Source organism: Streptomyces sp. NPDC054786 (genome assembly GCF_053611685.1).
This window is the reverse complement of sequence record NZ_JBSHAW010000014.1, coordinates 15804-37022: the sequence shown is the minus strand read 5'-3', so window position 1 is coordinate 37022 and position 21219 is coordinate 15804. Positions and strand designations below refer to the sequence as shown.

20 protein-coding genes are annotated in these 21219 nt (G+C 72.4%); 12 read left to right on the top strand and 8 right to left on the bottom strand.

Going from position 1 to position 21219, the window contains the following annotated elements:
• Positions 1-139: 139 nt before the first annotated feature.
• On the bottom strand, positions 140-1678 hold the full coding sequence (locus ACWGI6_RS13935) for an NADH-ubiquinone oxidoreductase-F iron-sulfur binding region domain-containing protein (RefSeq protein ID WP_453267707.1): 1539 nt from the start codon (positions 1676-1678) through the stop codon (positions 140-142).
• Positions 1675-2286, bottom strand: coding sequence for a hypothetical protein (locus ACWGI6_RS13930; protein ID WP_453267706.1), 612 nt, complete (start codon positions 2284-2286; stop codon positions 1675-1677). Before ACWGI6_RS13930 ends, ACWGI6_RS13935 begins: the two co-directional genes overlap by 4 nt.
• A gap of 715 nt (positions 2287-3001) precedes the next feature.
• Here ACWGI6_RS13930 and ACWGI6_RS13925 point away from each other — a divergent pair.
• Complete coding sequence (locus ACWGI6_RS13925; protein ID WP_393907280.1) at positions 3002-3802, top strand: PucR family transcriptional regulator; 801 nt, start codon at positions 3002-3004, stop codon at positions 3800-3802.
• On the opposite strand, the gene ACWGI6_RS13920 is transcribed toward ACWGI6_RS13925, so the two are convergent.
• The 4 genes from ACWGI6_RS13920 to ACWGI6_RS13905 all read right to left on the bottom strand — a co-directional run bounded on the left by ACWGI6_RS13920 (position 3789) and on the right by ACWGI6_RS13905 (position 8477).
• Positions 3789-3992, bottom strand: a complete 204-nt coding sequence (locus ACWGI6_RS13920; RefSeq protein ID WP_453267705.1) for a hypothetical protein — start codon at positions 3990-3992, stop codon at positions 3789-3791. The two genes, ACWGI6_RS13925 and ACWGI6_RS13920, sit on opposite strands and share 14 nt — an antisense overlap.
• 173 nt (positions 3993-4165) lie before the next feature.
• Complete coding sequence (locus tag ACWGI6_RS13915) at positions 4166-5641, bottom strand: DUF1996 domain-containing protein (RefSeq protein WP_453267805.1); 1476 nt, start codon at positions 5639-5641, stop codon at positions 4166-4168.
• A gap of 147 nt (positions 5642-5788) precedes the next feature.
• A complete protein-coding gene (locus ACWGI6_RS13910) occupies positions 5789-6436 on the bottom strand; it encodes a DUF4142 domain-containing protein (protein WP_453267704.1) in 648 nt (215 codons plus the stop codon).
• A 142-nt stretch (positions 6437-6578) separates the two neighbouring features.
• Positions 6579-8477, bottom strand: a complete 1899-nt coding sequence (locus ACWGI6_RS13905; RefSeq protein ID WP_453267703.1) for an AMP-dependent synthetase/ligase — start codon at positions 8475-8477, stop codon at positions 6579-6581.
• Positions 8478-8639: 162 nt separating this feature from the next.
• Here ACWGI6_RS13905 and ACWGI6_RS13900 point away from each other — a divergent pair, with 162 nt between their 5' ends.
• The 3 genes from ACWGI6_RS13900 to ACWGI6_RS13890 all read left to right on the top strand — a co-directional run bounded on the left by ACWGI6_RS13900 (position 8640) and on the right by ACWGI6_RS13890 (position 11088).
• Complete coding sequence (locus ACWGI6_RS13900) at positions 8640-8975, top strand: DUF6412 domain-containing protein (RefSeq protein ID WP_453267702.1); 336 nt, start codon at positions 8640-8642, stop codon at positions 8973-8975.
• Positions 8976-9071: 96 nt separating this feature from the next.
• The gene (locus tag ACWGI6_RS13895; RefSeq protein WP_453267701.1) at positions 9072-10091 is read left to right on the top strand and encodes a YidC/Oxa1 family membrane protein insertase; all 1020 of its coding nucleotides are present in this window, start codon (positions 9072-9074) and stop codon (positions 10089-10091) included.
• 139 nt (positions 10092-10230) lie between these two features.
• A complete protein-coding gene (locus tag ACWGI6_RS13890; protein ID WP_453267700.1) occupies positions 10231-11088 on the top strand; it encodes a fumarylacetoacetate hydrolase family protein in 858 nt (285 codons plus the stop codon).
• 89 nt (positions 11089-11177) lie between these two features.
• Here ACWGI6_RS13890 and ACWGI6_RS13885 read toward each other — a convergent pair whose 3' ends face one another.
• Together ACWGI6_RS13885 and ACWGI6_RS13880 are read right to left on the bottom strand one after the other, a co-directional pair.
• On the bottom strand, positions 11178-11666 hold the full coding sequence (locus tag ACWGI6_RS13885; RefSeq protein ID WP_453267699.1) for a heme-degrading domain-containing protein: 489 nt from the start codon (positions 11664-11666) through the stop codon (positions 11178-11180).
• Positions 11663-12784: a Gfo/Idh/MocA family oxidoreductase gene (locus tag ACWGI6_RS13880; RefSeq protein ID WP_453267698.1), complete on the bottom strand. Its 1122-nt coding sequence runs from the start codon at positions 12782-12784 to the stop codon at positions 11663-11665. The genes ACWGI6_RS13885 and ACWGI6_RS13880 overlap by 4 nt, the downstream gene beginning before the upstream one ends.
• Before the next feature lie 56 nt (positions 12785-12840).
• Here ACWGI6_RS13880 and ACWGI6_RS13875 point away from each other — a divergent pair, with 56 nt between their 5' ends.
• From ACWGI6_RS13875 to ACWGI6_RS13840, 8 genes are all read left to right on the top strand, one after another.
• A complete protein-coding gene (locus ACWGI6_RS13875) occupies positions 12841-13983 on the top strand; it encodes an ROK family transcriptional regulator (RefSeq protein ID WP_453267697.1) in 1143 nt (380 codons plus the stop codon).
• A 101-nt stretch (positions 13984-14084) separates the two neighbouring features.
• The gene (locus ACWGI6_RS13870) at positions 14085-14858 is read left to right on the top strand and encodes a GntR family transcriptional regulator (RefSeq protein ID WP_453267696.1); all 774 of its coding nucleotides are present in this window, start codon (positions 14085-14087) and stop codon (positions 14856-14858) included.
• Positions 14859-15022: 164 nt separating this feature from the next.
• Positions 15023-16144 (top strand): TIGR03364 family FAD-dependent oxidoreductase, encoded by a 1122-nt coding sequence (locus ACWGI6_RS13865; RefSeq protein ID WP_453267695.1) that lies wholly within the window; start codon positions 15023-15025, stop codon positions 16142-16144.
• A gap of 155 nt (positions 16145-16299) precedes the next feature.
• Entirely contained in the window at positions 16300-16953 is a 654-nt protein-coding gene (locus ACWGI6_RS13860) for an HAD family hydrolase (RefSeq protein ID WP_453267804.1), read from the top strand.
• A gap of 1 nt (position 16954) precedes the next feature.
• The gene (locus ACWGI6_RS13855) at positions 16955-18115 is read left to right on the top strand and encodes an ABC transporter ATP-binding protein (RefSeq protein WP_453267694.1); all 1161 of its coding nucleotides are present in this window, start codon (positions 16955-16957) and stop codon (positions 18113-18115) included.
• The gene (locus tag ACWGI6_RS13850) at positions 18108-19058 is read left to right on the top strand and encodes a 2-aminoethylphosphonate ABC transporter permease subunit (protein WP_453267693.1); all 951 of its coding nucleotides are present in this window, start codon (positions 18108-18110) and stop codon (positions 19056-19058) included. Before ACWGI6_RS13855 ends, ACWGI6_RS13850 begins: the two co-directional genes overlap by 8 nt.
• A complete protein-coding gene (locus tag ACWGI6_RS13845; RefSeq protein WP_453267692.1) occupies positions 19045-19842 on the top strand; it encodes an ABC transporter permease in 798 nt (265 codons plus the stop codon). Before ACWGI6_RS13850 ends, ACWGI6_RS13845 begins: the two co-directional genes overlap by 14 nt.
• Positions 19843-19917: 75 nt before the next feature.
• Positions 19918-20997: a 2-aminoethylphosphonate ABC transporter substrate-binding protein gene (locus ACWGI6_RS13840; RefSeq protein WP_453267691.1), complete on the top strand. Its 1080-nt coding sequence runs from the start codon at positions 19918-19920 to the stop codon at positions 20995-20997.
• Positions 20998-21219 lie beyond the last annotated feature (222 nt).

The window sequence follows — 21219 nt, the reverse complement described above, 5'->3', positions numbered from 1 at the left end:
CTGCGACGGTGGCCCGGGTGCCGGTGTGGCCCGGGGCCCCCGGCGGGGTGCCGTCGCCGGGGGAATACGCGCTACGGGGTGCCGGGTGTTCAACGGGGCCGAAGAATTTTCTCCGGGGGCAAAAACCGTGCCCGGCGGGTCAGTTGCCGCCCTGCACCCGCAGCGCGAGTGCCGGGCAGCGGCGTACCGCGAGCTGCGCGCGGCGCCGCATCCGGGCCGGCAGCGGCATGCTGGCCTTCTCCGGATAGCCGTCCGGGCCGAGCTTCACGACGCCGGGCACCACGTCCGCGCAGAGGCCGTGGCCGCGGCACAGCGTCCAGTCGACCAGCAGCCGTTCCTGCGGCGGCGCAGGCGCCGGAGCGGGCAGCGGCGTGGCGATCGGTGGCGGCGTGTGCCCGGTGACCGGCAGCGCACCGGTCACCGGGCGGCCGCATCCGAACCCCTGCGCATGACGCTCGAACTCCTCGGGGAAGGCGGCGAGGGCCGAGGCGACGAAGCGCGAGGTGCCGTCCGGATGGCTGCAGGCGCCGCGCTTCTCGACCGCCCGCATCCGGGCCTGTACGGCCTCCAGGGCGCTGGTACCGCCGCCCCGGACGGCGCGGTCGAGCTGCTCGGCGAGCGCGGGCAGGCCCAGCACACAGGGGCCGCACTGGCCGGCCGATTCGGCGCCCATCCACTGCGCGACGCGTACCGTCTCGCCCGCCGGACAGGTGTCGTACGGCAGCGGCAGCACCGCACCGGCACCGAGCACCGCGTTGTACTCGGCCAGCGATTCCTTCGACAGCGTCGCGGTCAGCGCGTCGGTGGGCGACACGAAGGTGCCGTGGTAGCCGCCGATCAGCACGCCCTGGCCCTGGTCCATGCCGCACAGCGCCAGGACCCGGGCCAGCGAGACGCCGTAAGGGACTTCCACCACCCGGCTGCCGGCGACCGTCAGCAGCAGCGTGCCGGGTTCCGTGGGCAGGCCCGTGGTGCGGTAGCCCAGCGCACCGAGCCGGGCGGCCACGGCGAGCTGGGCGTAGGTCTCGGTGTTGGACAGCAGCGTCGGCACACCGTTCAGGCCGCGCTCGCTGGAGCGGATCTTGCGGCCGGAGGGGAGCCCGGGGCCGCCCCCCAGCCCGTTCGTCATCGCGGAGCCCTCGCCGGTGACGAACCGTTCGGTCAGCAGGGTGACCCGTAACGTCGGCCGCACCGGTCCGCGTTCGTCGATGGCCTGCTGCACGGAGTTCAGGACGTCCGTACGGGTCACCCCGATCGCGATCTCCTGGGCGCCGAGCGCGTCGGCGGCCAGCAGGGCGCCGTCGAGCATCAGATGCGGGGCGCGCAGCAGCAGCGCGGTGTCCTTGAGGCAACTGGGCTCGCCCTCGCTGCCGTTGACGACCACCGCGCCCTTGCCGTCGGCCTTGCGCATCCCGTCCATGACGGCGGTGAGCTTGCGGGCGAAGGGGAAGCCCGCACCTCCCCGGCCGCGCAGGTCGATGTCCTCGGCCAGCGCCACCAGTTCCGTGGAGCTGAGCTGGGGCAGGCTGCCGTGCCGGGACAGGTGTGCCACCCGGTTCATGCGCGGCAACTCGTCGAGGCCCGCCAGCAGGCGCGGCGGGCCGAAGGATGCCAGCGTCGGTACGGGCTCCGGGTCGCGGACGGCCGGGAGCGGGCGGGTGGGAGCGGGGGCGGTCATGGGAGTTCTCCTGTGTTCCTGCGTGAGTCGCGCATACGGAGCGCGAGTCGTACGGCCACCGCGACGAGGCAGATGGCGTAGCCGACGAGGGCATAGCCGGCCGCGCCGCGGCCCGCCCTGAGGCCGTGCACCAGGGCCAGCCCCCAGGCGACGTACGCGCTCATGTGCAGGCCCCGCCACCACCGGGAGGCGGTGATGCCGGTGAAGGCGCCGCGCACCGCACCGGTCACCGCGACGGCGACGAACACGTAGGCGGCGAGGGTGCCGAGGCCGATGAGGCCGGGGCGGGCGCCATCGGTGAAGGGCACCGCGGCGGCCGTCGCATCGGTATGGGCCTGGGCGATTTTCACCCAGATGTGCAGGCCGAGGAAGCCGAGGCCGGCGACGCCGGTGCCGCGGTGCACGGCCTGGGCGAGCAGCCGGTGGCCGGAGTGCAGCACCATCCGGTCGGTGGCGGCCAGGCCCCACAGCACGGTGACCGACAGGGAGACCAGCGCGAGCACCCCGGCGCCGTAGTCGAGGAAGCTCAGCAGGGCGTCCATCGCGCCGGAGCGCAGCATGACCGCGATGAAGAGCAGCAGTGCGGCCGGAAGTGCCGGACGGAGCATGGCAGTTCCGGCGAAGCCGCCGGCCGGACGTCGGGCCGGCGGCCCGGGTTCGGTCGGGGGACGCCGGGGGCGAGGCACGAAGGGCGAGGGTCGGGCTCGGTGTGCGGCGCGGCGGCTCTGCATACGCGGTGCGGACATCGGACCTCCCGGTGTCAGGGCGCGGGTGCGGGATGCGAATTTCGATGAAATCTCCCGGGGGTGCAATTTGCCCGGGGCTTTTGTTCGGGTGACCCCCGGTAACACTAAACATTCTGTAACCGGTCGGATACGCAGGGCCGTAATCCGGATGTGTAAAAGCATCTCCGAACGCGTTCAGGCTTTCGTAAGGTTTATCGCGCTGTGACAAATTCCTGCACTGGCATCGCGGTCGCGCGGCGTGACTCCGGATGATGCCGACTCAGGCGCCCGGGGGGCGCCAATCCCCAGTAACAGCCGCATCCCCGCCAGGATCGAGGTAGCGATGTGTGATCTCCTGAACCGCATCTGGTCGCGTCCCCGAGGCGAGTGGAACCGGGTAGTCAGAAATGAACTTCCGGATCTCGCCGACAAGTTGGTCGTGGAGTTGCAACGCGGATTTCCCGCATTGTCCGCACTTCTCGGGGATACTCCCGTAGAAGAGGCACAATGGGCGCTTGAACAGGCCTTGCTGACAGTTCTTGGGTACCAAAAAGAGTCGGAGAGTAAACCTAGGGCGGTCCCGTCCGTTGTCACTCCGATGCCGGTGGCACGGGCCCGCCAGGACCTGTTCGACGTACTCGCCGGACAACGGGAGCTGCCGGAGGAGGGTTTGAGCGAGCTGGCCCGTGCGGCCGGCTGGCCGGTCCCTGACACCCTCCAGGCCGTCGTCCTCGCCACACCTGCCGAGGCGGCCCAACTCGCCGCGGCGCTCGGGCATGCCCTCATCGGCTCCGTCGACGGCTACACCTGTCTGTTCGTCCCCGACCCGGCCACTCAGACCAGGGCCCGCCTGGAGGCGGCGCTCAAGGGGCGGCCGGCCGCGGTCGGACACGTCGTTCCGGCCACCGACACCGCCTCCTCGCTGCGGTGGGCCCGCTATCTGCTCACGCTGGCGCCGGGCCGGGTCGGCCCGGAGTCGCGGCCCGCGTTCGTCGACGACCATCTCTCGGCGCTGCTGCTGCTCCAGGACGAGTCGCTGGCGGACGCGCTGACCTCCCGCTGGCTCGGCCCGCTGGAGGAGCTGACGCCCCGGCAGAGCGAACGGCTCGAAGTCACGCTGCTGGCGTGGCTGGAGGGCGGCGGTGCCCCCGAGGCGGCCAAGCTGTTGCATGTGCACCCCCAGACGGTCCGCTACCGTCTCCGTCAGATCGAGAAGCTCTTCGGTCCGGTGCTGCGCGATCCGCGTACCCGCTTCGAGCTGGAGATGGCGCTGCGCAGCCGCCGGCTGATGGCGCATGTCCGCAGCTACCGCGCACGGGCCGGCCGCCGCGCACGGGCCGTCGCCTCGTCCATACGCCCGTTGGGCATGGCGCGTGAGGCCCGCGTCAACGGTCTTTGAGGAACCGACGGTTGAACCACCGCGCCCCTTGAGCTGACAGCCGGCCGGTACGGCGGAAGCCCTCCGGTACGGCGAGCGTCATCCGGCGCAGAGCGGCGGCCCCGATCCCCGGGAATCCCGGGTCGGGGCCGTCGCTGTGCCGTGCCCGCCGGGCCGCCGCCGTGTGGCCGTGGGGTGTCTGCCGTGCCATGTCCTGGAGCCGCCGCCTCGTCATGGCCCTGGGGCCGGTCCCGTGTCCTGCCCCCCGAGGGGCTGCTGCCGTTGTCCGGTGCGGAGCCGCTGCCGTGCCCGGTTCCGGGATGCCGGGTGCCCCTCAGGGGGTCTCCCTGAGGGGCACCGTGTCCAATCAGGTGCGGACGTCCGTCATGTGCACTTCTTGCCGTTGTTGATGCAGTCCACGGCCTTGCTCATCAGGTCGTCCTGCATCACGTTGATGAAGTCGCCGTGGTCCGTGACGGGTTTGTGCAGCTGCTCGGGGAAGCTGTCCACCGCGAAGCTGTCGCCCTGCGGGACGTCGTAGGTGATCCGCTCCACCAGCTGCGGCACGGCCTTGAACCCGTTGGGGCAGGTGCCGTTCTGGTCCGAGAACGCCATGTGGTCGCGGTGGTTGGCGCTGTCGGTCTGCCGGCCGTCCCAGCAGTTCTGGAAGGCGAAGTTGCGCACGACCTGGGAGCCCTGGGGGCAGAGCGGGTACTTGTCCTTCAGCTGCCGGTCCTCGAAGCCGGTGCAGCTCCAGGAGGCGTTGGCGTTCTTGGTGCCGTTGGTGAACGCCTTGGCGTCACCGGTGATGATCCGCAGGAATCGCGGCATCGCCTCGACCTGGCCGGCCTGGCTGCCGCGGTAGGTGAGGGTCACCGTGGCCGGGGTGAGCACCGATCCGACGTTGCCGTCCTGCCCGGCGCCCGGCTTCTGCTCCGCGTTCCCGTCCAGCTTGCGCAGTACCGGCCAGTAGTAGGTCGACTGGTCGCCGTTGTTGCAGGTGGTGTCGGAGGCGGCCAGGGACTGGTCGGTGGAGTTCCCGTCGGTGGTCGTGTTGCCGACGTAGTCGTGGGTGTGGTGGGCGCCGTTGTTGACGCCCGGGGTGACGATGACGTTGTCGGAGTTGAAGTGGCCCTCCTCGTTGCGGCCGCACTCCGTGGTGAAGGTGCCGGTCGAGGCGTTGTCGCCCTGGGGGGCGGCGAACGGCGGCTGGTCCGCGTTCGGCTGGACGTCGTTGATGTCGACGAAGTCGTCGGGGGAGGGGCCGCCGGCCTGGCCCTGCTGGCCGCCGTTCTGGTCCTGGCCCTGCTGGCCCTGCTGGCCCTGATCCTGGCCCTGCTGCTGGCCCTGGTCCTGGCCCTGCTGGTCCTGGCCCTGCTGCTGGCCGTCCTGGGTCTGGTTCTGCCCCTGGTACCAGCCGTCCTGCACGGACTTCGTGGAGTCGTTGCCGCCGGCGCCGGCGCCCTCGTTCACGGGCTTGGTGGTACAGCCGCTCATCTTCAGCAGATAGCCCGGCCGCTTGGTGTTCTTGGCGATCGCGGTGACCATCATCTTGATGGTCTTCTGCCGCTGCGCCTTGAGCGGGGACATGACGGCGGTACCGCTGCCGCCCATCATCTTGTGGTACGCGTCGTGCACCTGCTTGTCGAGGGCGGACAGCCCCTTGGAGACCGGGAGCTGGGCGCTGCGCGGGACGGTCCGCAGCCGCTCGCCCACATCGGGGCAGGAGATGGTGATGCCGGACGCGGTGTGCTGATGGCCGGACGTCGTGCCGGGGGTGTTGTTGCCCGCCAGCGCCGTGGTGGCGTAGGCGGCCAGTCCGCCGCCGCCCAGCAGGAGGGCGGTGGCGCCGATGAGCATTCTGTTCGTCAAACGCGAGCGTTTATGGGCCTGTTGCCGTTGCCTCATGAGATCACTTCGCTTCGTCCGATGTGAGGGGTGTCGTCCTGTTTCGGTTGACAGATGGTCGGGGGTGGGGCGCAGCCGCAACGCGGCAGCTGCGCTTGGTCAGCTGGTGTGCAGGGTGTTGAAGTCGACGTCCCCGGTCTTCTCCAGGACCGTGATGTGGTCCAGCACGACGCTGTTGGCGCGGTCCGCCAGGGCACGCACCATCGTGTTCTTGGTCTGATCGCGGACCAGGGCGATCAGCCCGAAGACCTTGCCGTGGGCCCGGCGCAACAACTCGGCCAACGTCGCGTCGAACTCCTTTCCCTGGGCGGCCTTGAGCTGCCCGAGCCAGCCTTGCTGGGCGACGTTGGGCTCCGAGGGCAGGTCGACGCCCAGCGCCTGTCCGGCCTCGTTCGACCGCCGGTCCAGCTCGGTGTGTCCCGCCACGAGATGGTTGCCGGCCGTGCGGACGGCGGTGGTCGTCCCGCGCTGCTGGGCCATCCGGCCCGAGGGCAGCTCCCACAGCCCGGCCAGCTTGACCTTGCGCACGAAGTCCCGGTCCATCGCGGTGAGCGGACCGTAGCGGGTCTCCACCGTGCCCCCGCCGTCGTCGTCGTACGTGAGGGTGGTGGTCGCCGCGGCCGCGGACTCGCCGAAGAGCTGGACGGGCAGCAGCAGCGCCGCAAGCGTGGCGACGAGCGCGGCTACCACCAGTCCGGTGGCGATGGTCCGCCCGGATGTTGCGGAATTGCTGAGGATCGACCGCACACGGCCTCCCGGTTCGTCACTACTGGAATCTCACCGGACGCTAAGTGCCGTACCGGGCCCGCGGGCCCGGCCGGGGGAACGGGTGACGTGCGCCGGCTTCCGTATGCCCGGCCGGGCCCGCCCAGTGCTGCCTGAGCTGCGCTCAGCGCGCGTACAGCCCCGCCGCCGCCCATCTGCGACGGTCCCGCCGCGTGCCGGGCTCCTCGCGCTTGCCCTCCGCGTACAGGGCGTCGATCTCCGCCGCATACGTCCGTACGATCGCCGCCCGCCGCAGCTTGAGCGAGGGCGTCATCAGCCCGGACTCCTGGCTGAACTCGCCCGGCAGCACCCGGAAGGCGCGGATCGACTCGGACCGCGACACCGACGCGTTCGCCCGCGCCACCGCCCGCCGCACCTCCGCCTGCAGCTGTTCCTCCGGTGTCGGTGCCGTGCAGTCCGGGCCGGGCTCGTCACGCAGCTTGCGCCAGTGCGTCAGCGCCTCGGGGTCCAGCGTGATCAGCGCCGTGACATAGGGCCGGTTGTCGCCGACCACCACACACTGCGAGATCAACGGGTGGGCGCACAGCCGCTGTTCCAGACCCTGGGGGGCCACGCTCTTGCCGTTGCTGGTGATGATGATGTCCTTCTTGCGGCCGGTGATGACGAGATAGCCGTCCTCGTCCAGATGGCCCAGGTCGCCGGTCGGCAGCCAGCCGTCGTACAGCCCGCTGCCCGGTGTGCCGCCCTCGTCGAGGTAGCCGGCGAACACCACCGGACCGCGCACCCACACCTCGCCGTCCAGCGCCAGATGCACCGCGCTGCCCGGCAGCGGGCGGCCCACCGTCCCGAACCGCACCCTGCCGGGCGGCTGCACGGTGATCGCGCCGCTGGTCTCCGTCAGGCCGTAGCCGTCGTAGACGGTGATGCCGATCCCGGCGAAGAGCAGCCCCAGCTCACGGAAGAGCGGTGAGCCGCCGGAGACCGCGGTCCGCACCCGGCCGCCCAGCGTCTCCCGGATGCGGGAGTACACCAGCCGGTCGTAGAGCGCGTGCCGGGCCCGCAGGAACGGGTCGGGCCCGCGCCCGGTGCCCCGCGCCTCCTCGGCGAGGGCCTCCGCGTAGCGCACCGCCACCGTCATCGCCGCGTCGAACGTCCGCCGCCGGCCCGCCGCTTCCGCGGTCAGCCGGGCGCGGGTGCAGATCTTCTCGAAGACGTACGGCACCGCGAACAGAAAGGTCGGACGGAACGAGGCGAGGGCCGGCAGCAGCTCCTCCGACGTCACATCGGGCTGATGGGCGAGCTTCACCCCGCCGCGCAGACAGGCCACCTGCACCATCAGCCCGTAGATGTGCGCGAACGGCAGAAAGGCCAGCAGCGACGGGCGTTCACCGGGCGCGGCCAGCAGCCCGCCCCATCCCGCGTAGAGGGTGTCGCACTCGGCGGCGAGATTGGCGTGGGTGATCACACAGCCGCGCGGGCGCCCGGTGGTCCCCGAGGTGTACACGATCGCCGCGACGCTGTTCGGCGAGACCAGGTGGCGCAGCCGGTGCACATCCGCCTCGGGCAGCCGGGTGCCCTCCTCCGTCAGCCGCTGGACGCAGTGCAGGTCCAGTTGCCAGAGCCGGCGCAGCGTGGCCTGGTCGTTGCAGGCCTCGGCCACCGTCATGGCCTGCGCCTCGTGCTCGACGACGATCGCGGCGACCTTCGCCCCGACGAGAATGCAGCGCAGCTGCTCGGCCGATGCGGTCGGATAGACCGGTACGAGCTGTCCGCCGATCGCCCACAGCGCATAGGAGAACAGCGTCCACTCGTAACGCGTCCGGGACATCAGTGCGACCCGGGTGCCGGGCCTGATCCCGTCCGCCAGCAGCCCCCTGGCCAGGGCCATCACTTCGTCCCGGAATTCCGCCGCGGACACCTCCTGCCAGCCGTCGGACGCTCTGCCGTCGCGGCGGGCGAGCTGAGCGAAATCCGGCTGGTGAGTTGCGGTGTCGAAAACGGAGTCGGCGAGACCGCCGGTCCGCAGTGGAGCCGCGACGGCCGGAACGCTGATGTCGCGCACAGCACCTCCTAGGTGTTCCCCCTTGGTCCCCCTGGTCCGCCGTCGTCCCCAACGGCAAGGTGGGCAAGTTATCGGCCGGTCTCCCGGCTGCCCAGAGGTGTGGCTACTCTTGAGCGGAAGCCGATAAGTCTTGACGACCGGACAACCTGAGGAGGGCGCCGCATGTACCGCATCGTCGGCTCTCCCCTGGACTTCGTCCGGGCGGTGCGCCCAGGCGTCCGCTGCACCACGGCGCTGTTCTTCGTCCTGGCCGGGTTCCTGCTCACGCAGAGCGGGCTCACCACGGCCCTGACCGCCGCCGCGACCACCGGCGCGCTGCTGCTCCTGTGCCGCGCCTTCCTGATCGCGGCCTGCGCCCGGCCCGTACCACCAGGCCGGATCCGTACGGCCCTGCGCGACCGCCAGCGGCGTACGGCCTTCCTGCCGCAACGTGATCCCGACGCGGCCGGCCGCCCGCGCCCCCGAGCACCGGGCCGTCCCCTCCCGACGGCCGCGTAGGCGCACGGTCCGGTCACCGCACCGCATTCCGCGTCCGCGCGGCTCGTCACGCCGAATCCACATCCCGGCACGACGAGACCCGTGGAGGGCTCATCCATGTCCATGTTCGGCTTTCTCGGCGAGGCGCTGGCGCACGGCGCCGAGGCGATCGCCCCGCTCTTCGGCACCGCGGCCATGGCCGCCACCATCGTTCTGTTCACCCTCGGCGTCCGCGCCGCGCTGCACCCGCTCGCCCGCGCCGCGGCCCGCGGCGAGAAGGCCCGCTCGGCGCTCGCTCCGCAGATCACCGAGCTGCAGCGCAAGCACAAGGGCAACCCCGAACGGCTGCAGAAGGCGACGTCCGAGCTGTACGCCCAGACCGGCTCCTCGCCGCTGGCCGGCTGTCTGCCGAGCCTGCTGCAGCTGCCCGTCTTCTTCGTGATGTACCACCTGTTCTCCACCGGGGGCGGCGGCCTCCTGGACCACACGCTGCTGGGTGCGCCGCTCGGCGGTCACTGGAGCGAGGCGCTCGCCGACGGCGGGGTTCTCGGGCCGCACGGGCTGGTCTACCTCGGACTGTTCGTGCTGATCGCGGCGGTCGCCACCTGGAACTTCCGGCGGGCCCGGGCAGCGGCGGCCAAGGTCCCGCAGCCGGCCGCGGGCGGCAGTGCGGCACTGCCCGGTATGGCCTCCATGGCCAAGGTGATGCCGCTGCTGTCCTTCGGCACGCTGATCACGGTGGCCGTGGTGCCGCTGGCCGCCGGGCTCTACATGGTCACGACGACGACCTGGACGGCGTGCGAGCGGGCGCTGCTGCACCGGGACCGGGCGCGCGGCGACGGGGACGCGGCCACCGCGGCGGCCCCCGCCAAGGGGAAGCCGGCCCCGGCCGCGGCGCGGACGGCTCCGTCCGGTCAGCCGGCGGGCGCCGCGGCTGACGGTGCGTCGGGCACCCGGTCCCCGCAGCAGCCTCCGGTCCCGCAGCGTGCGGACCGGAAGGGCGCGCCGAAGAGCCGCGCGGCCCGGCAGCGGGCGGCCCGGGCCCGGGCCAACTCCCAGGCCGGGAACCGCCCGTCCGACGGGGCGAAGCCGCAGGCCGGCGGGGCTCCCGGGGAGATCGCCACTACCGCTCGGTAACGGTCCAGTCCTTGAACGGGGTCTTGCGGACCGGACCCCCTTCTTGGACGATCGGCCAAATCGCTCGATGGCCGTCCCCCATCGGCCGGCCCGGAAATCCCTTTCCCGGGCCGACCCTTCGACCACGGGAGTTGAACCGATGAAGCTGCTGCGAGTCGGCACGGTGGGGGCGGAACGCCCGGCGCTGCTCGACGGGACAGGGGTCCTGCGGGACCTGTCCGGCCTGGTGCCGGACATCGACGGAGCGCTGCTCGCGGACGACGGGGCACTGGCGCGGATCCGCGCCGCCGCCGCATCCGGTGAGCTGCCACAGCTCGACGCGGCCGGGCTGCGCACCGGTCCGCCGCTGGCCCGGATCGGCAAGATCGTGTGCATCGGGCTGAACTACCACGACCACGCCCGGGAGACGGGGGCCGCGCCCCCCGAGGAGCCGATCCTCTTCATGAAGGCCCCGGACACGGTCGTCGGCCCCGATGACACCGTGCTGGTGCCGCGGGGCAGTGTGAAGACCGACTGGGAGGTGGAGCTGGCGGTCGTCATCGGCCGCACCGCCCGCTACGTGGAGAGCGACGAGCAGGCGCTGGCGGCGGTGGCCGGCTATGCGGTGGCGCACGATGTCTCCGAGCGCGCCTTCCAGATCGAGCGCGGTGGCCAGTGGGACAAGGGCAAGAACTGCGAGACGTTCAACCCCCTGGGGCCGTGGCTGGTGACCGCCGACGAGGTGCCCGACCCGCAGGCCCTCGGCCTGCGGCTGTGGGTCAACGGCGAGTTGAAGCAGGACGGCACGACCGCCGAGCAGATCTTTCCGGTGGCCGAAGTGGTCCGCTATGTCAGCCGGTTCATGACCCTCTATCCGGGCGATGTAATCAACACCGGCACCCCGGCCGGCGTCGCCATGGGCCGGCCGGAGCCCAAACCGTATCTGCGGGCCGGTGATGTCGTGGAGCTGGAGATCGACGGCCTGGGCCGCCAGCGCCAGCAACTCAAGGACGCCTGAGCCGGTCGGTGCCACGGCAGCGCGAGAGCCCCGGTCCGCCCGGGGCTCTCGCCCTGCCGTGCAGGGGCAGTTGGGCCGTGGTGACCCGCTCAGCCCGCCGCCAGAAACCGCTCCAGCGCCTCCACCACCAACGCATGGTCGTCGGCCTGGGGCAGCCCCGACACCGCGACCACCCCGACCACACCCGTCCCGCGCAGCCGGACCGGGAACGCCCCGCCGTGCGCGGCATAGCGGTCCGGGTCCAGCCGGGAGGACTCCTCGAAGGTGCGGCCCTTGGCACGGAAGCGGGCGCCGACCAGGTACGAGGACTCGCCGTAGCGCTCGACGACGGCGCACTTGCGGGCTATCCAGGCGTCGTTGTCGGCGGAGGTCCCCGCCAGTGCGCAGTGGAACAGCTGCTGGGCACCGCGCCGGATGTCGACCGTCACCGCGGCGCCGCGCTCCCGCGCCAGCTCCACCAGCAGCGAGCCCAGTTGCCAGGCATCCTCGTTGCTGAAGGCGTCGAGGACCAGCCGCTCCTCCTGCGCCGTCAGCTCGCCGATCTCCTCGCCCGCCGTCCGTCCGCCGGCCGGGCTCATGCGCGGGCCTCGATCCGGACCGTACAGCCTTCGGCGGCGGAGAGCTTCGCGGCCTCCAGGACGCGCAGCGCGGCCGCTGCCTCGGCGGCGGTCACCGGCGGCCGGCCGCCCTCGCGCAGCGCACGGGCGATCGCGGCGTAGTAGGCGGGGTAGTCGCCCGGCAGCGTCGGTACCCGCTCGCCGCCACCGGTCTGCGGGGACGACCCGGCACCGAGCCGGCCCCAGCAGGACTCCGGCTCCACGCCCCATTCCCCGCCCTCGTCGCCGGGCCGGCTGCCCTCGCGCAGCGCGGCCTCCTGCGGGTCCAGGCCGTGCTTCACATAGCCGGCCTTGCTGCCCAGCACCCGCAAGCGCGGGCCCAGCATGGCGGTGGTGGCGCTCATCCACAGATGGGAGCGGACGCCGTCCGCATGGGTGAGGGCGATGAAGGAGTCGTCGTCGGCCTCCGCGCCCGGTCGGCGGACGGCGGACTCGGCGTACACGGAGACGGCCGGGCCGAAGAGCACCAGCGCCTGGTCGACGAGGTGGCTGCCGAGGTCGTAGAGCAGTCCGCCGATCTCCGCCGGGTCGCCGGACTCGCGCCAGCCGCCCTTGGGCTGCGGCCGCCAGCGCTCGAAGCGGGACTCGAAGCGGTAGATGTCGCCGAGCGTGCCCTCCTCGATCAGCTTGCGGGCGGTGCGGAAATCGTTGTCCCAGCGGCGGTTCTGGAAGACGGAGAGCAGCAGGCCGCGGTCCTCGGCGAGCGCGGCGAGCTTCTCGGCCTCGGCGGCGGTCGCGGCCAGCGGCTTGTCGACCACCACCGGCAGACCGGCCTCCAGCGCGGCGGTGGCGAGCGGCACATGCGTCTTGTTGGGCGTCGCCAGCACGATCAGATCGAGGTCCGCGGCGCGTTCGAGCACCGCCTCGGGGGTGTCGACCGTACGGACCCCCGGATGCTCGGCGCGGGCCTGCGCCTGCCGCTCCGGGTTGGCGGTCGAGACGGTGTCGAGCTGCAGGCCCTCGGTGGCCGCGATCAGCGGGGCATGGAAGACCGAGCCCGCCAGGCCGTAGCCGATGAGGCCGACGCGGAGCGGGTCGTGGGGGGCAGCGGTGCCGGTGGAGTCGCTCATCTCGCTCATGGCCTCCACTTAAGCAACGGTGTTGCCAAAGTGCAAGCGATGCGGACAATGGGTGGGTGAGCAGCAACGACCTCTCCCACGGCGCCGCCGGCCATCCGGGCGCCAATCTCCCCGCCCTGCGCGGCCACAACGCCGCGCTGGTGCTCGGGCTGCTGCGGGCGGCCGGCGAGGAGGGGGTCAGCCGGCTGGAACTCGCCGCCCACACGGGGCTGACCCCGCAGGCCGTCAGCAAGATCACCGCCCGGCTGCGGGCCGACGGCCTGGTCGCCGAGGCGGGCCGCCGCGCGTCCACGGGCGGTAAGCCCGCCACCGTCCTGCGGCTGGTCCCCGGCGCCCGGCACGCCGTCGGGCTCCATCTGGACCGCGACGAGCTCACCGCCGTACTCGCCGACCTCACGGGCGAAGCGGTCGCCGTACGCCGTGCCCCGCTCGACTTCGAGGCGGGCGCCGGGCAGGTGCTCGCCGCCGCCGGACGGGAGGTGGCCGCGCTGCGTGCGGAGGCCGGCGGGCCGCCGGTGCTGGGCGCCGGGGTCGCCTGCCCCGGACCGCTGGACCACACCACCGGCGTCCTGCACCGGGTCACCGGTGCACCCCGGTGGGACGGCTTCCCCCTGCGGGAGGCGCTCGCCGAACGGCTCGGCCTGCCCGTCGTCGTCGACAAGGACACCAACGCGGCGGCACTCGGCCTGGCTCAGGGGATACCGTCCGGCGCCGGCTCGTTCGGATACCTCCACCTGGGCACCGGCCTCGGTGCCGGGCTCGTACTCGACGGCAGCCTCTACCGCGGTCCGCGCACCGGCGCCGGTGAGTTCGGCCACCAGATCGTGCAGTGGGACGGGCCGCGCTGCAGCTGTGGACGGCGCGGCTGCATCGAGGCGCTGTGCCTGGCGGCGGTGGCCGGCGGCGATCTGCCGGGCGCGGCACGGGCGCTGGGCGTGGGCGCCGCCAACCTCGTCGAGCTGCTGGACATCGACCGGGTGCTGCTCGGCGGGCGCACCGTGCTGGAGCACCCCGAGACGTTCCTGAGCGGGGTGGCCCAGGCGCTCGACGAGCAGGCGCGTACCCGCGGCAGGGCCGGGGCCGGGGAGGTGGTGCCGGTGGCGCTCGCGCGCGGCGGTGCGCGGGTGGTCGCTGACGGGGCGGCGGAGCTGGTGCTGGCGCCGTTGTTCGGGGCGCGGCAGTCCGCGCTCGCGCCCTGAGGGGAGCTCCGGGGCGCCCCTCACCCGGGGCGGGGGAGCCATCCGCGCCACAGCCGCCGCCCGCCGCCGCCCGCCCCGCCCCGTGGTGCGAGGATCACGCCGTGGAGTTCCCGTACGGCCAGGATCCTGGCGCACCCGTCCGGTCCGGCATCCCCGAGCACGGACGCATTCCCAAGTACTACGCGGTCAAGGTCGATATCGCCGCCCTGCTGGCGGAGCTGGGTGAGGGTGAGGTGCTGCCCACCGAGCGCGAGCTGGCGCTGCGCTTCGAGGTCTCGCGCGAGACCCTGCGCCAGGCGCTGCGTGAGCTGATCCTGGAGGGGCGGCTGCGGCGGCTGGGGCGCGGCACGGTCGTCGCGGGCCCCAAGATGGAGCAGCCGCTGTCGCTCGCGAGCTATACGGAGGGCGTACGCGGCCAGGGGCGCAGACCCGGCCGGCACCTCGTCGGCCTGGACCGGTTCCCGTGCCCGCCGCAGCTCGCCGGCGATCTGGGGCTCGAAGTGGGCGACGCCGTATGGCACATGGAGCGGGTGCTGCTCGCGGACGACGAGCGGGTCGGACTGGAGAGCACCTATGTCGCGGTCGAGCGGGTGCCGGACCTGGCCAGCGGCTTCGAACCGGGCTCGTCCTTCTACGCCTATCTCCACCAGCGGCTGGGCATCGGCTTCGGCGACGCGGACGAGCGGCTGGAGACCGTCCTTGCCACCCCGCGCGAGGCGCTGCTGATCGGCACGCCGGGCGCACTGCCGATGCTGCTGATCCACCGGTTGTCGCGGGACACCCGGGGCCGCCCGCTGGAGCGGGTGCGCTCGCTCTACCGGGGGGACCGGTTCTCCTTCACCGCCCACCTGGGGAAGCCGGCGACGTCGGACTGAGGCCGCGGCCCGGGGCAGGTCCGCAATCGGTTCGCCGCCGCGCGGCATCCGAGCTCCAAATATCACGAGAAGGTAACGGGTCTAGGCCAAGCTTGAGACCCTGTTCACCGTCGCGTCGCCCACTCACCCCCCACGGGCCACCCACCGCCGCGACCGTCTGGGGCATGCGAGTCATAGTTGTCGGAGCCGGTGTGCTGGGAACCATGCACGCCTGGCACGCAGTCGAGCGGGGCCATGACGTCCTGCACATCGAGCGCGAGGCCGAGGCCCGCGGCGCCTCGGTCCGTAACTTCGGCCAGATCTGGATCAGCGGCCGGGCGGGCGGCGAGGAGCTGACGACCGCCCTGCGCGCCCGCGAGCTGTGGGAGGGCATCGGCGCACGCGTCCCCGAGACCGGCTTCCGGGCCATCGGCTCGCTGACCGTCGTCAAGAACGCCGCGGAGCTGGCCGTCGCCGAGGCCGCCACCCGCCGCCCCGACGCCGTCGCCCGCGGCTACCGGCTCCTGGACGCCGACGAGGCCCGCGCCCGCAACCCCGCCCTGCGCGGCGCGTTCGCGGGCGCGCTGTGGTGCGAGCGGGACGCCGCCGTCGAGCCGCGGATCGCCCAACGCGCCCTGAAGGCGGCGCTGCTGGAGTCCGGCCGGTACACCTACCTCGGCGGCCGTGAGGTCCGCGAGGTGGCCGGCGAGCGCGCCGTACGCGACGACCACGGCGACCTCCACCGCGGCGACGCCGTCCTCCTCTGCACCGGCGCCTGGCTCGGCGGCCTGGTCCGTGAACTGGTCCCCGAGCTGCCGGTGCGCCGGGTGCGGCTGCAGATGATGCAGACCGACCCGCTCGGCGAACCGCTGACCACCTCCGTCGCCGACGCCGACAGCTTCCGCTACTACCCGGCGTACCGGAGCGATGCCCTGGACGCGCTCAACGCGAGCCAGGCGCAGGCGCCGACCGCCGCCGAGCACAAGATGCAGCTGCTGATGGTCCAGCGCGCCGACGGCGGACTGACCATCGGCGACACCCATGAGTACGAGGCGCCGTTCGCCTTCGACACCGTCGAGGAGCCCTACGAGCACCTGACCGGCGTCGTCGAATCGATCCTGGGCCGCCCGCTGCCCCGTATCCGCCACCGCTGGGCCGGGGTCTACGCACAGTGCACCGACACCTCCCGTGTGGTGCACCGTCAGCAGGTCCGCGACGGCGTCTGGCTGGTCACCGGGCCCGGCGGGCGCGGCATGACCTGTTCCCCGGCAATCGCCGAGACCACCGCGAACGAACTGGGCTGGTGAGTGAGTTGACCGACAACGCTGACAACACTGACAACGCTGACAACGCTGACAACACCGATATCACCGATAACACAGACAGCACCGCCGACACCCACGGTGCCGACAACGCCGACCACCACGCCGACCACCACGCCATCGAGCTGATCGTCCTCGACATGGCCGGCACCACCGTCGCCGACGGCGGCCTGGTGGAGCAGGCCTTCGACGTCGCCGCCCGCCACCTGGGCGTCGAGCCGGGCAGCCCCGATCACGCCGAGAAGCTCGCCTATGTGCGGGCCACCATGGGCGAGTCCAAGATCTCCGTCTTCCGCCATCTCTTCGGCGACGAGGCCGCCGCCCGGCGCGCCAACACCGCCTTCGAGGCGGCTTACGGGGAACTGGTCGACGGCGGACGGATCGCGCCCCTCCCCGGCGCCCGCGAGGCCATCGAGGCGCTGCAGGCCGCCGGCCGCACCGTCGTGCTCTCCACCGGCTTCGCCCGGGTCACCCAGGACGCCATCCTCGGCGCGCTCGGCTGGCAGGACCTGGCCGACCTCACCCTCTGCCCGGCCGACGCGGGCGGTCGCGGCCGCCCCTACCCCGACATGGTCCTCACCGCGCTGCTGCGCACCCACGCCACCGACTCCGTCCGGCGGATTGCGGTGGCCGGCGACACCTCGTACGACATGCTCTCCGGGCGGCGGGCCGGCGCCTCGGTCGTCGCCGGGGTGCTGACCGGCGCGCACGACGAGGCGCAGCTGGTGTCCGCCGGGGCCACCCATGTCCTCGGCTCGGTCGCCGAACTGCCCGCGCTGCTGGGAGTGGTGTGAGATGCCCGCCCCAGCCGCCACGGCACCCGGCCGGACCGTCGGCCCGTCCGCCGCTCAGGCCCCGCCCGCCTCGGGCATCCGCTTCGACCAGGTGTCCGTGGCGTACGGCAGGCACGGGGAGCACACCGTCCTGGACTCCTTCGACCTGACCGTCGAACCGGGCGAGGTGATGGCTCTGCTCGGCCCGTCCGGCTCGGGGAAGACCACCGCGCTGCGGGCGGTCGCCGGATTCGTCCAGCCGGTCTCGGGGCGGGTGCTGATCGGCGGCCGGGACGTGACCGGGCTGCCGCCCCACAAGCGCGGCATCGGCATGGTCGTCCAGCAGTACGCGCTGTTCCCGCACATGAAGGTCGCCGAGAACGTCGCCTTCGGACTCAAGGCGCAGAAGACACCGCGTGCCGAGGTCCCCGGCCGGGTCGCCGAGGCGCTGGAGATGACCGGGATGGCCGCCTACGCCGACCGGCACCCGCGGGAGCTGTCCGGCGGGCAGCAGCAGCGGGTCGCCATCGCGCGGGCGCTCGCCATCCGTCCCGGCGTGCTGCTGCTGGACGAACCGCTGTCCGCGCTCGACGCCCAGCTGCGCTCCGGCATGCTCGCCGAACTCGCCCGGCTGCACCGCGAGTTGCCCGATGTCTCGCTCCTCTATGTCACCCACGACCAGGTGGAGGCGCTGACCCTGGCCGACCGGATCGCGGTGCTGGACCGGGCCCGGCTGCAGGACTGCGGCACCCCGCAGCAGCTCTACCGCCGCCCGCGCACCGAGTTCACCGCCTCCTTCGTCGGCACCGCCAACCTGCTGCCGGTGACGGTGCGCGGCAACGGGGTCGACTTCGCCGGCCGGACGCTGACCGTGCCCGTCGGCGACGGTGTGGCAGAGGGCGCCACCGCCACCCTCTGCCTGCGCCCGCACCTCGTCGGCCTCGGCGGGAGCCCGCACGGCGGCGGCCACGGCAATACCCTGCGCGGCACGATCACCGAAGTGCAGTGGCGCGGCTCGACGCACCGGCTGTATGTGGCGGTCGACGGCCACCGCGTCCTGGCCGATGTGCGCGAACTGCGCGAGACACCGGCGCTGGGCGAGGAGGTCGCACTGCACTTCGCGCCCGAGGACGCGGTGCTGATTCCGGCGGGGCTCACGGAGGACGGTGCCCGGCATGCCTAGGACGGATACGGCGGTGGCGGCCACGACGGCCGCACCGGTCCCGGCAGCGGGAAGCGCCCGCCCGCCGGCCCGCCCCCGCCGCACCGGGACCGCCCTCTGGACTCTGCCCCCCGTCGCCGCCCTCGCGCTGGTCTTCCTCTACCCCCTGGCCCTGGTGGTGTGGCAGTCCTTCAGCCCCGAGGACGGCGGTCACTCCGCCGCCCCCTACGCCACGGTCCTCGCCGAGGCCTCCTTCCGCGAAGCGCTGACGAACACCGTGCTGATCGCCGTCGGCGCCACCGTCGGCGCCCTGCTCCTCGGCCTGACGCTCTCCCTCGTGATCGCCTTCGTCCCGTTCCCCGGCGGCAAGGCGCTCAGCCGCTTCGTCGACATCTTCCTCGCCTTCCCCTCCTTCCTGATCACCCTCGCCCTGCTGTTCCTCTACGGCACCGTCGGCATGGCCAACGGCCTGTGGACGGAGGCGACCGGCGCCGCCCACGGACCGCTGGACTTCCTCCACACCCCCTGGGGCGTACTGCTGGCCGAGGTCACCTACTTCACCCCGTTCGTGATGCGGCCGCTGCTCGCCGCCTTCTCGCAGGTGGAGACCGGGCAGCTGGAGGCCGCCGCCTCGCTCGGTGCCCGGCCGTGGCGGATCGTACGGAAGGTGATCCTGCCGGAGGCGCTGCCCTCGCTCGCGGCGGGCGGCGCGCTGGTACTGGTGCTGTGCCTCAACGAGTTCGGGATCGTGCTCTTCACCGGCGCCAAGGACGTCGTCACCCTGCCGATGCTCGTCTACACCAAGGCCATCCTCGACGGCGACTACACCGGAGCCTGCGTCGTCGCCGTCGTCAATGTCGCGCTGTCCGTCGGGCTCTACGCCCTCTACCGGACGGTGATGTCCCGTACGGGCGGCGGCACCGGCCCGCGCACAGGAGGTGCACCCCACCGTGCTGGTGCATAGCAGGACCGCCCGCCGGGCCGTCCACATCCTCTTCTTCGCCCTCTTCCTGCCCGTCTTCGCCCTGCCGCTGCTGGTGATCGTCGCCGCGTCCTTCGCGAGCAGCTGGAGCGGCGCACTGCCCTCCGGCGCCACCCTGACGCACTATCAGGACATCGCCCACGGCGATGCGCTGGACGCCCTGCTCACCAGCGTCCTGACCGCACTGGCGGCGAGCGCCCTCGCACTCACCGCCGGCACCTGGGCGGCCCTGGCCGCCGAAAAGCTCGGCCGCCGCGCCCGCCGCCTCCTGGACGGGCTGTTCCTGCTCCCCGTCGCCGTCCCTTCCGTGGTCGTGGGCCTCTCCCTCCTCGTGGCCTTCTCCCGGCCCCCCTTCCTGCTCAACGGCACCCCCCAGATCGTGATCATCGCCCACACCGTGCTGGTCACCGCCTTCGCCTATCAGTCCGTGACGGCCGCGCTGGCCCGCCTCGACCCGGCGTACGAACAGAGCGCGGCCGGCCTCGGCGCCCGCCCCGCCTACGTCCTGTGGCGGGTCAAGCTCCCCCTGCTGCTGCCGTCCCTCACCGCGGCCGTGGGCCTGTGTTTCGCCCTGTCCATGGGCGAGTTGAGCGCCACGATGATGATCTATCCGCCGGACTGGCTGCCGCTGCCGGTCCAGATCTTCGCCGCCACCGACCGCGGCTCCCTCTTCGCCGGTGCCGCACTGGCCGTCGCCCTGATGGCCACCACCCTGCTCGTCCTGCTGGGCGTCTCCCGCGTCCGCACCAGGGCCTCCTACCGCTGACCCCCGTATCCGCACCACGGCCTCCTGCCGCCGCCTCCCCGCAACAGCCAAGCCCTTCCGAGGAGTTATCGCGCCATGTCCCGCCCCCGCCCCCGCCCCCTCCGCAAGCCGCTCGCCGCCTGCTGCGGCGCCCTCGTCCTCGGCGTCTCGCTCACCGCCTGCGGCGGCGCCTCCACCGCCGACCCCCACGCCAAGGAGATCACCGTCTACAGCGCCGACGGCCTCAAGAGCGAGAAGGGCGACGGCTTCTACGACACCGTCTTCAAGGACTTCGAGAAGAAGACCGGCATCAAGGTCAACTACGTCGAGTCCGGCTCCGGTGCCGCCGTCCAGCGGCTGGCCCGCGAACGGGTCAACACCAAGGCGGACGTGGTCGTCACCCTCCCGCCGTTCATCCAGCAGGCCGACGGCAAGGGCCTCCTGGACACCTACCGCCCCAAGGGATCCGACCAGGTCGCCGCCGCGGACAAGGACCCGTCCGGCAAGTGGACCTCGATCGTGAACAACTACTTCTGCTTCATCTACAACAAGAAGGAGCTCAAGCAGCCCCCCGCCACCTGGCAGGACCTGCTGGACGCCAAGTTCAAGAACCACCTCCAGTACTCCACCCCCGGCGTCGCCGGTGACGGCACCGCCGTCCTCATCAAGGCGCTGCACGACTTCGGCGGCCGGCGCCCGGCCATGGCCTTCCTCAAGAAGCTCCAGGCCAACAACGTCGGCCCGTCCTCCTCCACCGGCCAGCTCGCCCCCAAGACCGACAAGGGCGAACTCCTGGTCGCCAACGGCGATGTCCAGATGAACTACGCCAACATGACGTCGATGCCGCACCAGGGCATCTTCTTCCCCGCCGCCAAGTCCGGCAGCAGGCCCACCACCTTCGCCCTGCCGTACGCGGCCGGCCTGGTCAAGAACGCCCCGCACAGCGCCAACGCCAAGAAGTTCCTGGACTACCTGCTCTCCGCCCCCGTCCAGCGCCAGGTCTCCTCGGTGGGCGGCGGCTTCACCTCCCGCAAGGACATCAAGGCCACCGACGCCCACGCCACCGAACTCGCCAGGATCATGAAGGACGTCGAGATCTTCCGGCCGGACTGGAGTGACATCGACAAGAACCTGGACTCGTATGTGGAGGCGTGGAGGACGGCGACGGGGAGCTGAGCTCGGCGGCCGGTGTGCCCGTGCCGACCCGCCCGCCCGGGTGGGTACGGGCCTCGGGCCGCATCCGGCCGTGAACTCGTCGCCAGGTGTCGAACGGCGAGCTGTGCCTCCTCGCCGAACGGCTGACCACGGCGCCGCGCGACGCATTTGCGCATTGCGGATTTGCGGACTGCGGAGTGCGGAGCGCCGAGGGGCAGGCCGGTCCCCGGCAGAAGATCCGGA

Excerpts from the sequence above, each read along its gene's own strand:
- ACWGI6_RS13935 (WP_453267707.1), bottom strand. The coding sequence starts at position 1,678 with ATGACCGCCCCCGCTCCCACCCGCCCGCTCCCGGCCGTCCGCGACCCG.
- ACWGI6_RS13930 (WP_453267706.1), bottom strand. The coding sequence starts at position 2,286 with ATGCTCCGTCCGGCACTTCCGGCCGCACTGCTGCTCTTCATCGCGGTC.
- ACWGI6_RS13925 (WP_393907280.1), top strand. The coding sequence starts at position 3,002 with ATGCCGGTGGCACGGGCCCGCCAGGACCTGTTCGACGTACTCGCCGGA.
- ACWGI6_RS13920 (WP_453267705.1), bottom strand. The coding sequence starts at position 3,992 with ATGGCACGGCAGACACCCCACGGCCACACGGCGGCGGCCCGGCGGGCA.
- ACWGI6_RS13915 (WP_453267805.1), bottom strand. The coding sequence starts at position 5,641 with ATGCTCATCGGCGCCACCGCCCTCCTGCTGGGCGGCGGCGGACTGGCC.
- ACWGI6_RS13900 (WP_453267702.1), top strand. The coding sequence starts at position 8,640 with ATGTACCGCATCGTCGGCTCTCCCCTGGACTTCGTCCGGGCGGTGCGC.
- ACWGI6_RS13895 (WP_453267701.1), top strand. The coding sequence starts at position 9,072 with ATGTCCATGTTCGGCTTTCTCGGCGAGGCGCTGGCGCACGGCGCCGAG.
- ACWGI6_RS13890 (WP_453267700.1), top strand. The coding sequence starts at position 10,231 with ATGAAGCTGCTGCGAGTCGGCACGGTGGGGGCGGAACGCCCGGCGCTG.
- ACWGI6_RS13885 (WP_453267699.1), bottom strand. The coding sequence starts at position 11,666 with ATGAGCCCGGCCGGCGGACGGACGGCGGGCGAGGAGATCGGCGAGCTG.
- ACWGI6_RS13880 (WP_453267698.1), bottom strand. The coding sequence starts at position 12,784 with ATGAGCGAGATGAGCGACTCCACCGGCACCGCTGCCCCCCACGACCCG.
- ACWGI6_RS13865 (WP_453267695.1), top strand. The coding sequence starts at position 15,023 with ATGCGAGTCATAGTTGTCGGAGCCGGTGTGCTGGGAACCATGCACGCC.
- ACWGI6_RS13860 (WP_453267804.1), top strand. The coding sequence starts at position 16,300 with ATGGCCGGCACCACCGTCGCCGACGGCGGCCTGGTGGAGCAGGCCTTC.
- ACWGI6_RS13855 (WP_453267694.1), top strand. The coding sequence starts at position 16,955 with ATGCCCGCCCCAGCCGCCACGGCACCCGGCCGGACCGTCGGCCCGTCC.
- ACWGI6_RS13850 (WP_453267693.1), top strand. The coding sequence starts at position 18,108 with ATGCCTAGGACGGATACGGCGGTGGCGGCCACGACGGCCGCACCGGTC.
- ACWGI6_RS13840 (WP_453267691.1), top strand. The coding sequence starts at position 19,918 with ATGTCCCGCCCCCGCCCCCGCCCCCTCCGCAAGCCGCTCGCCGCCTGC.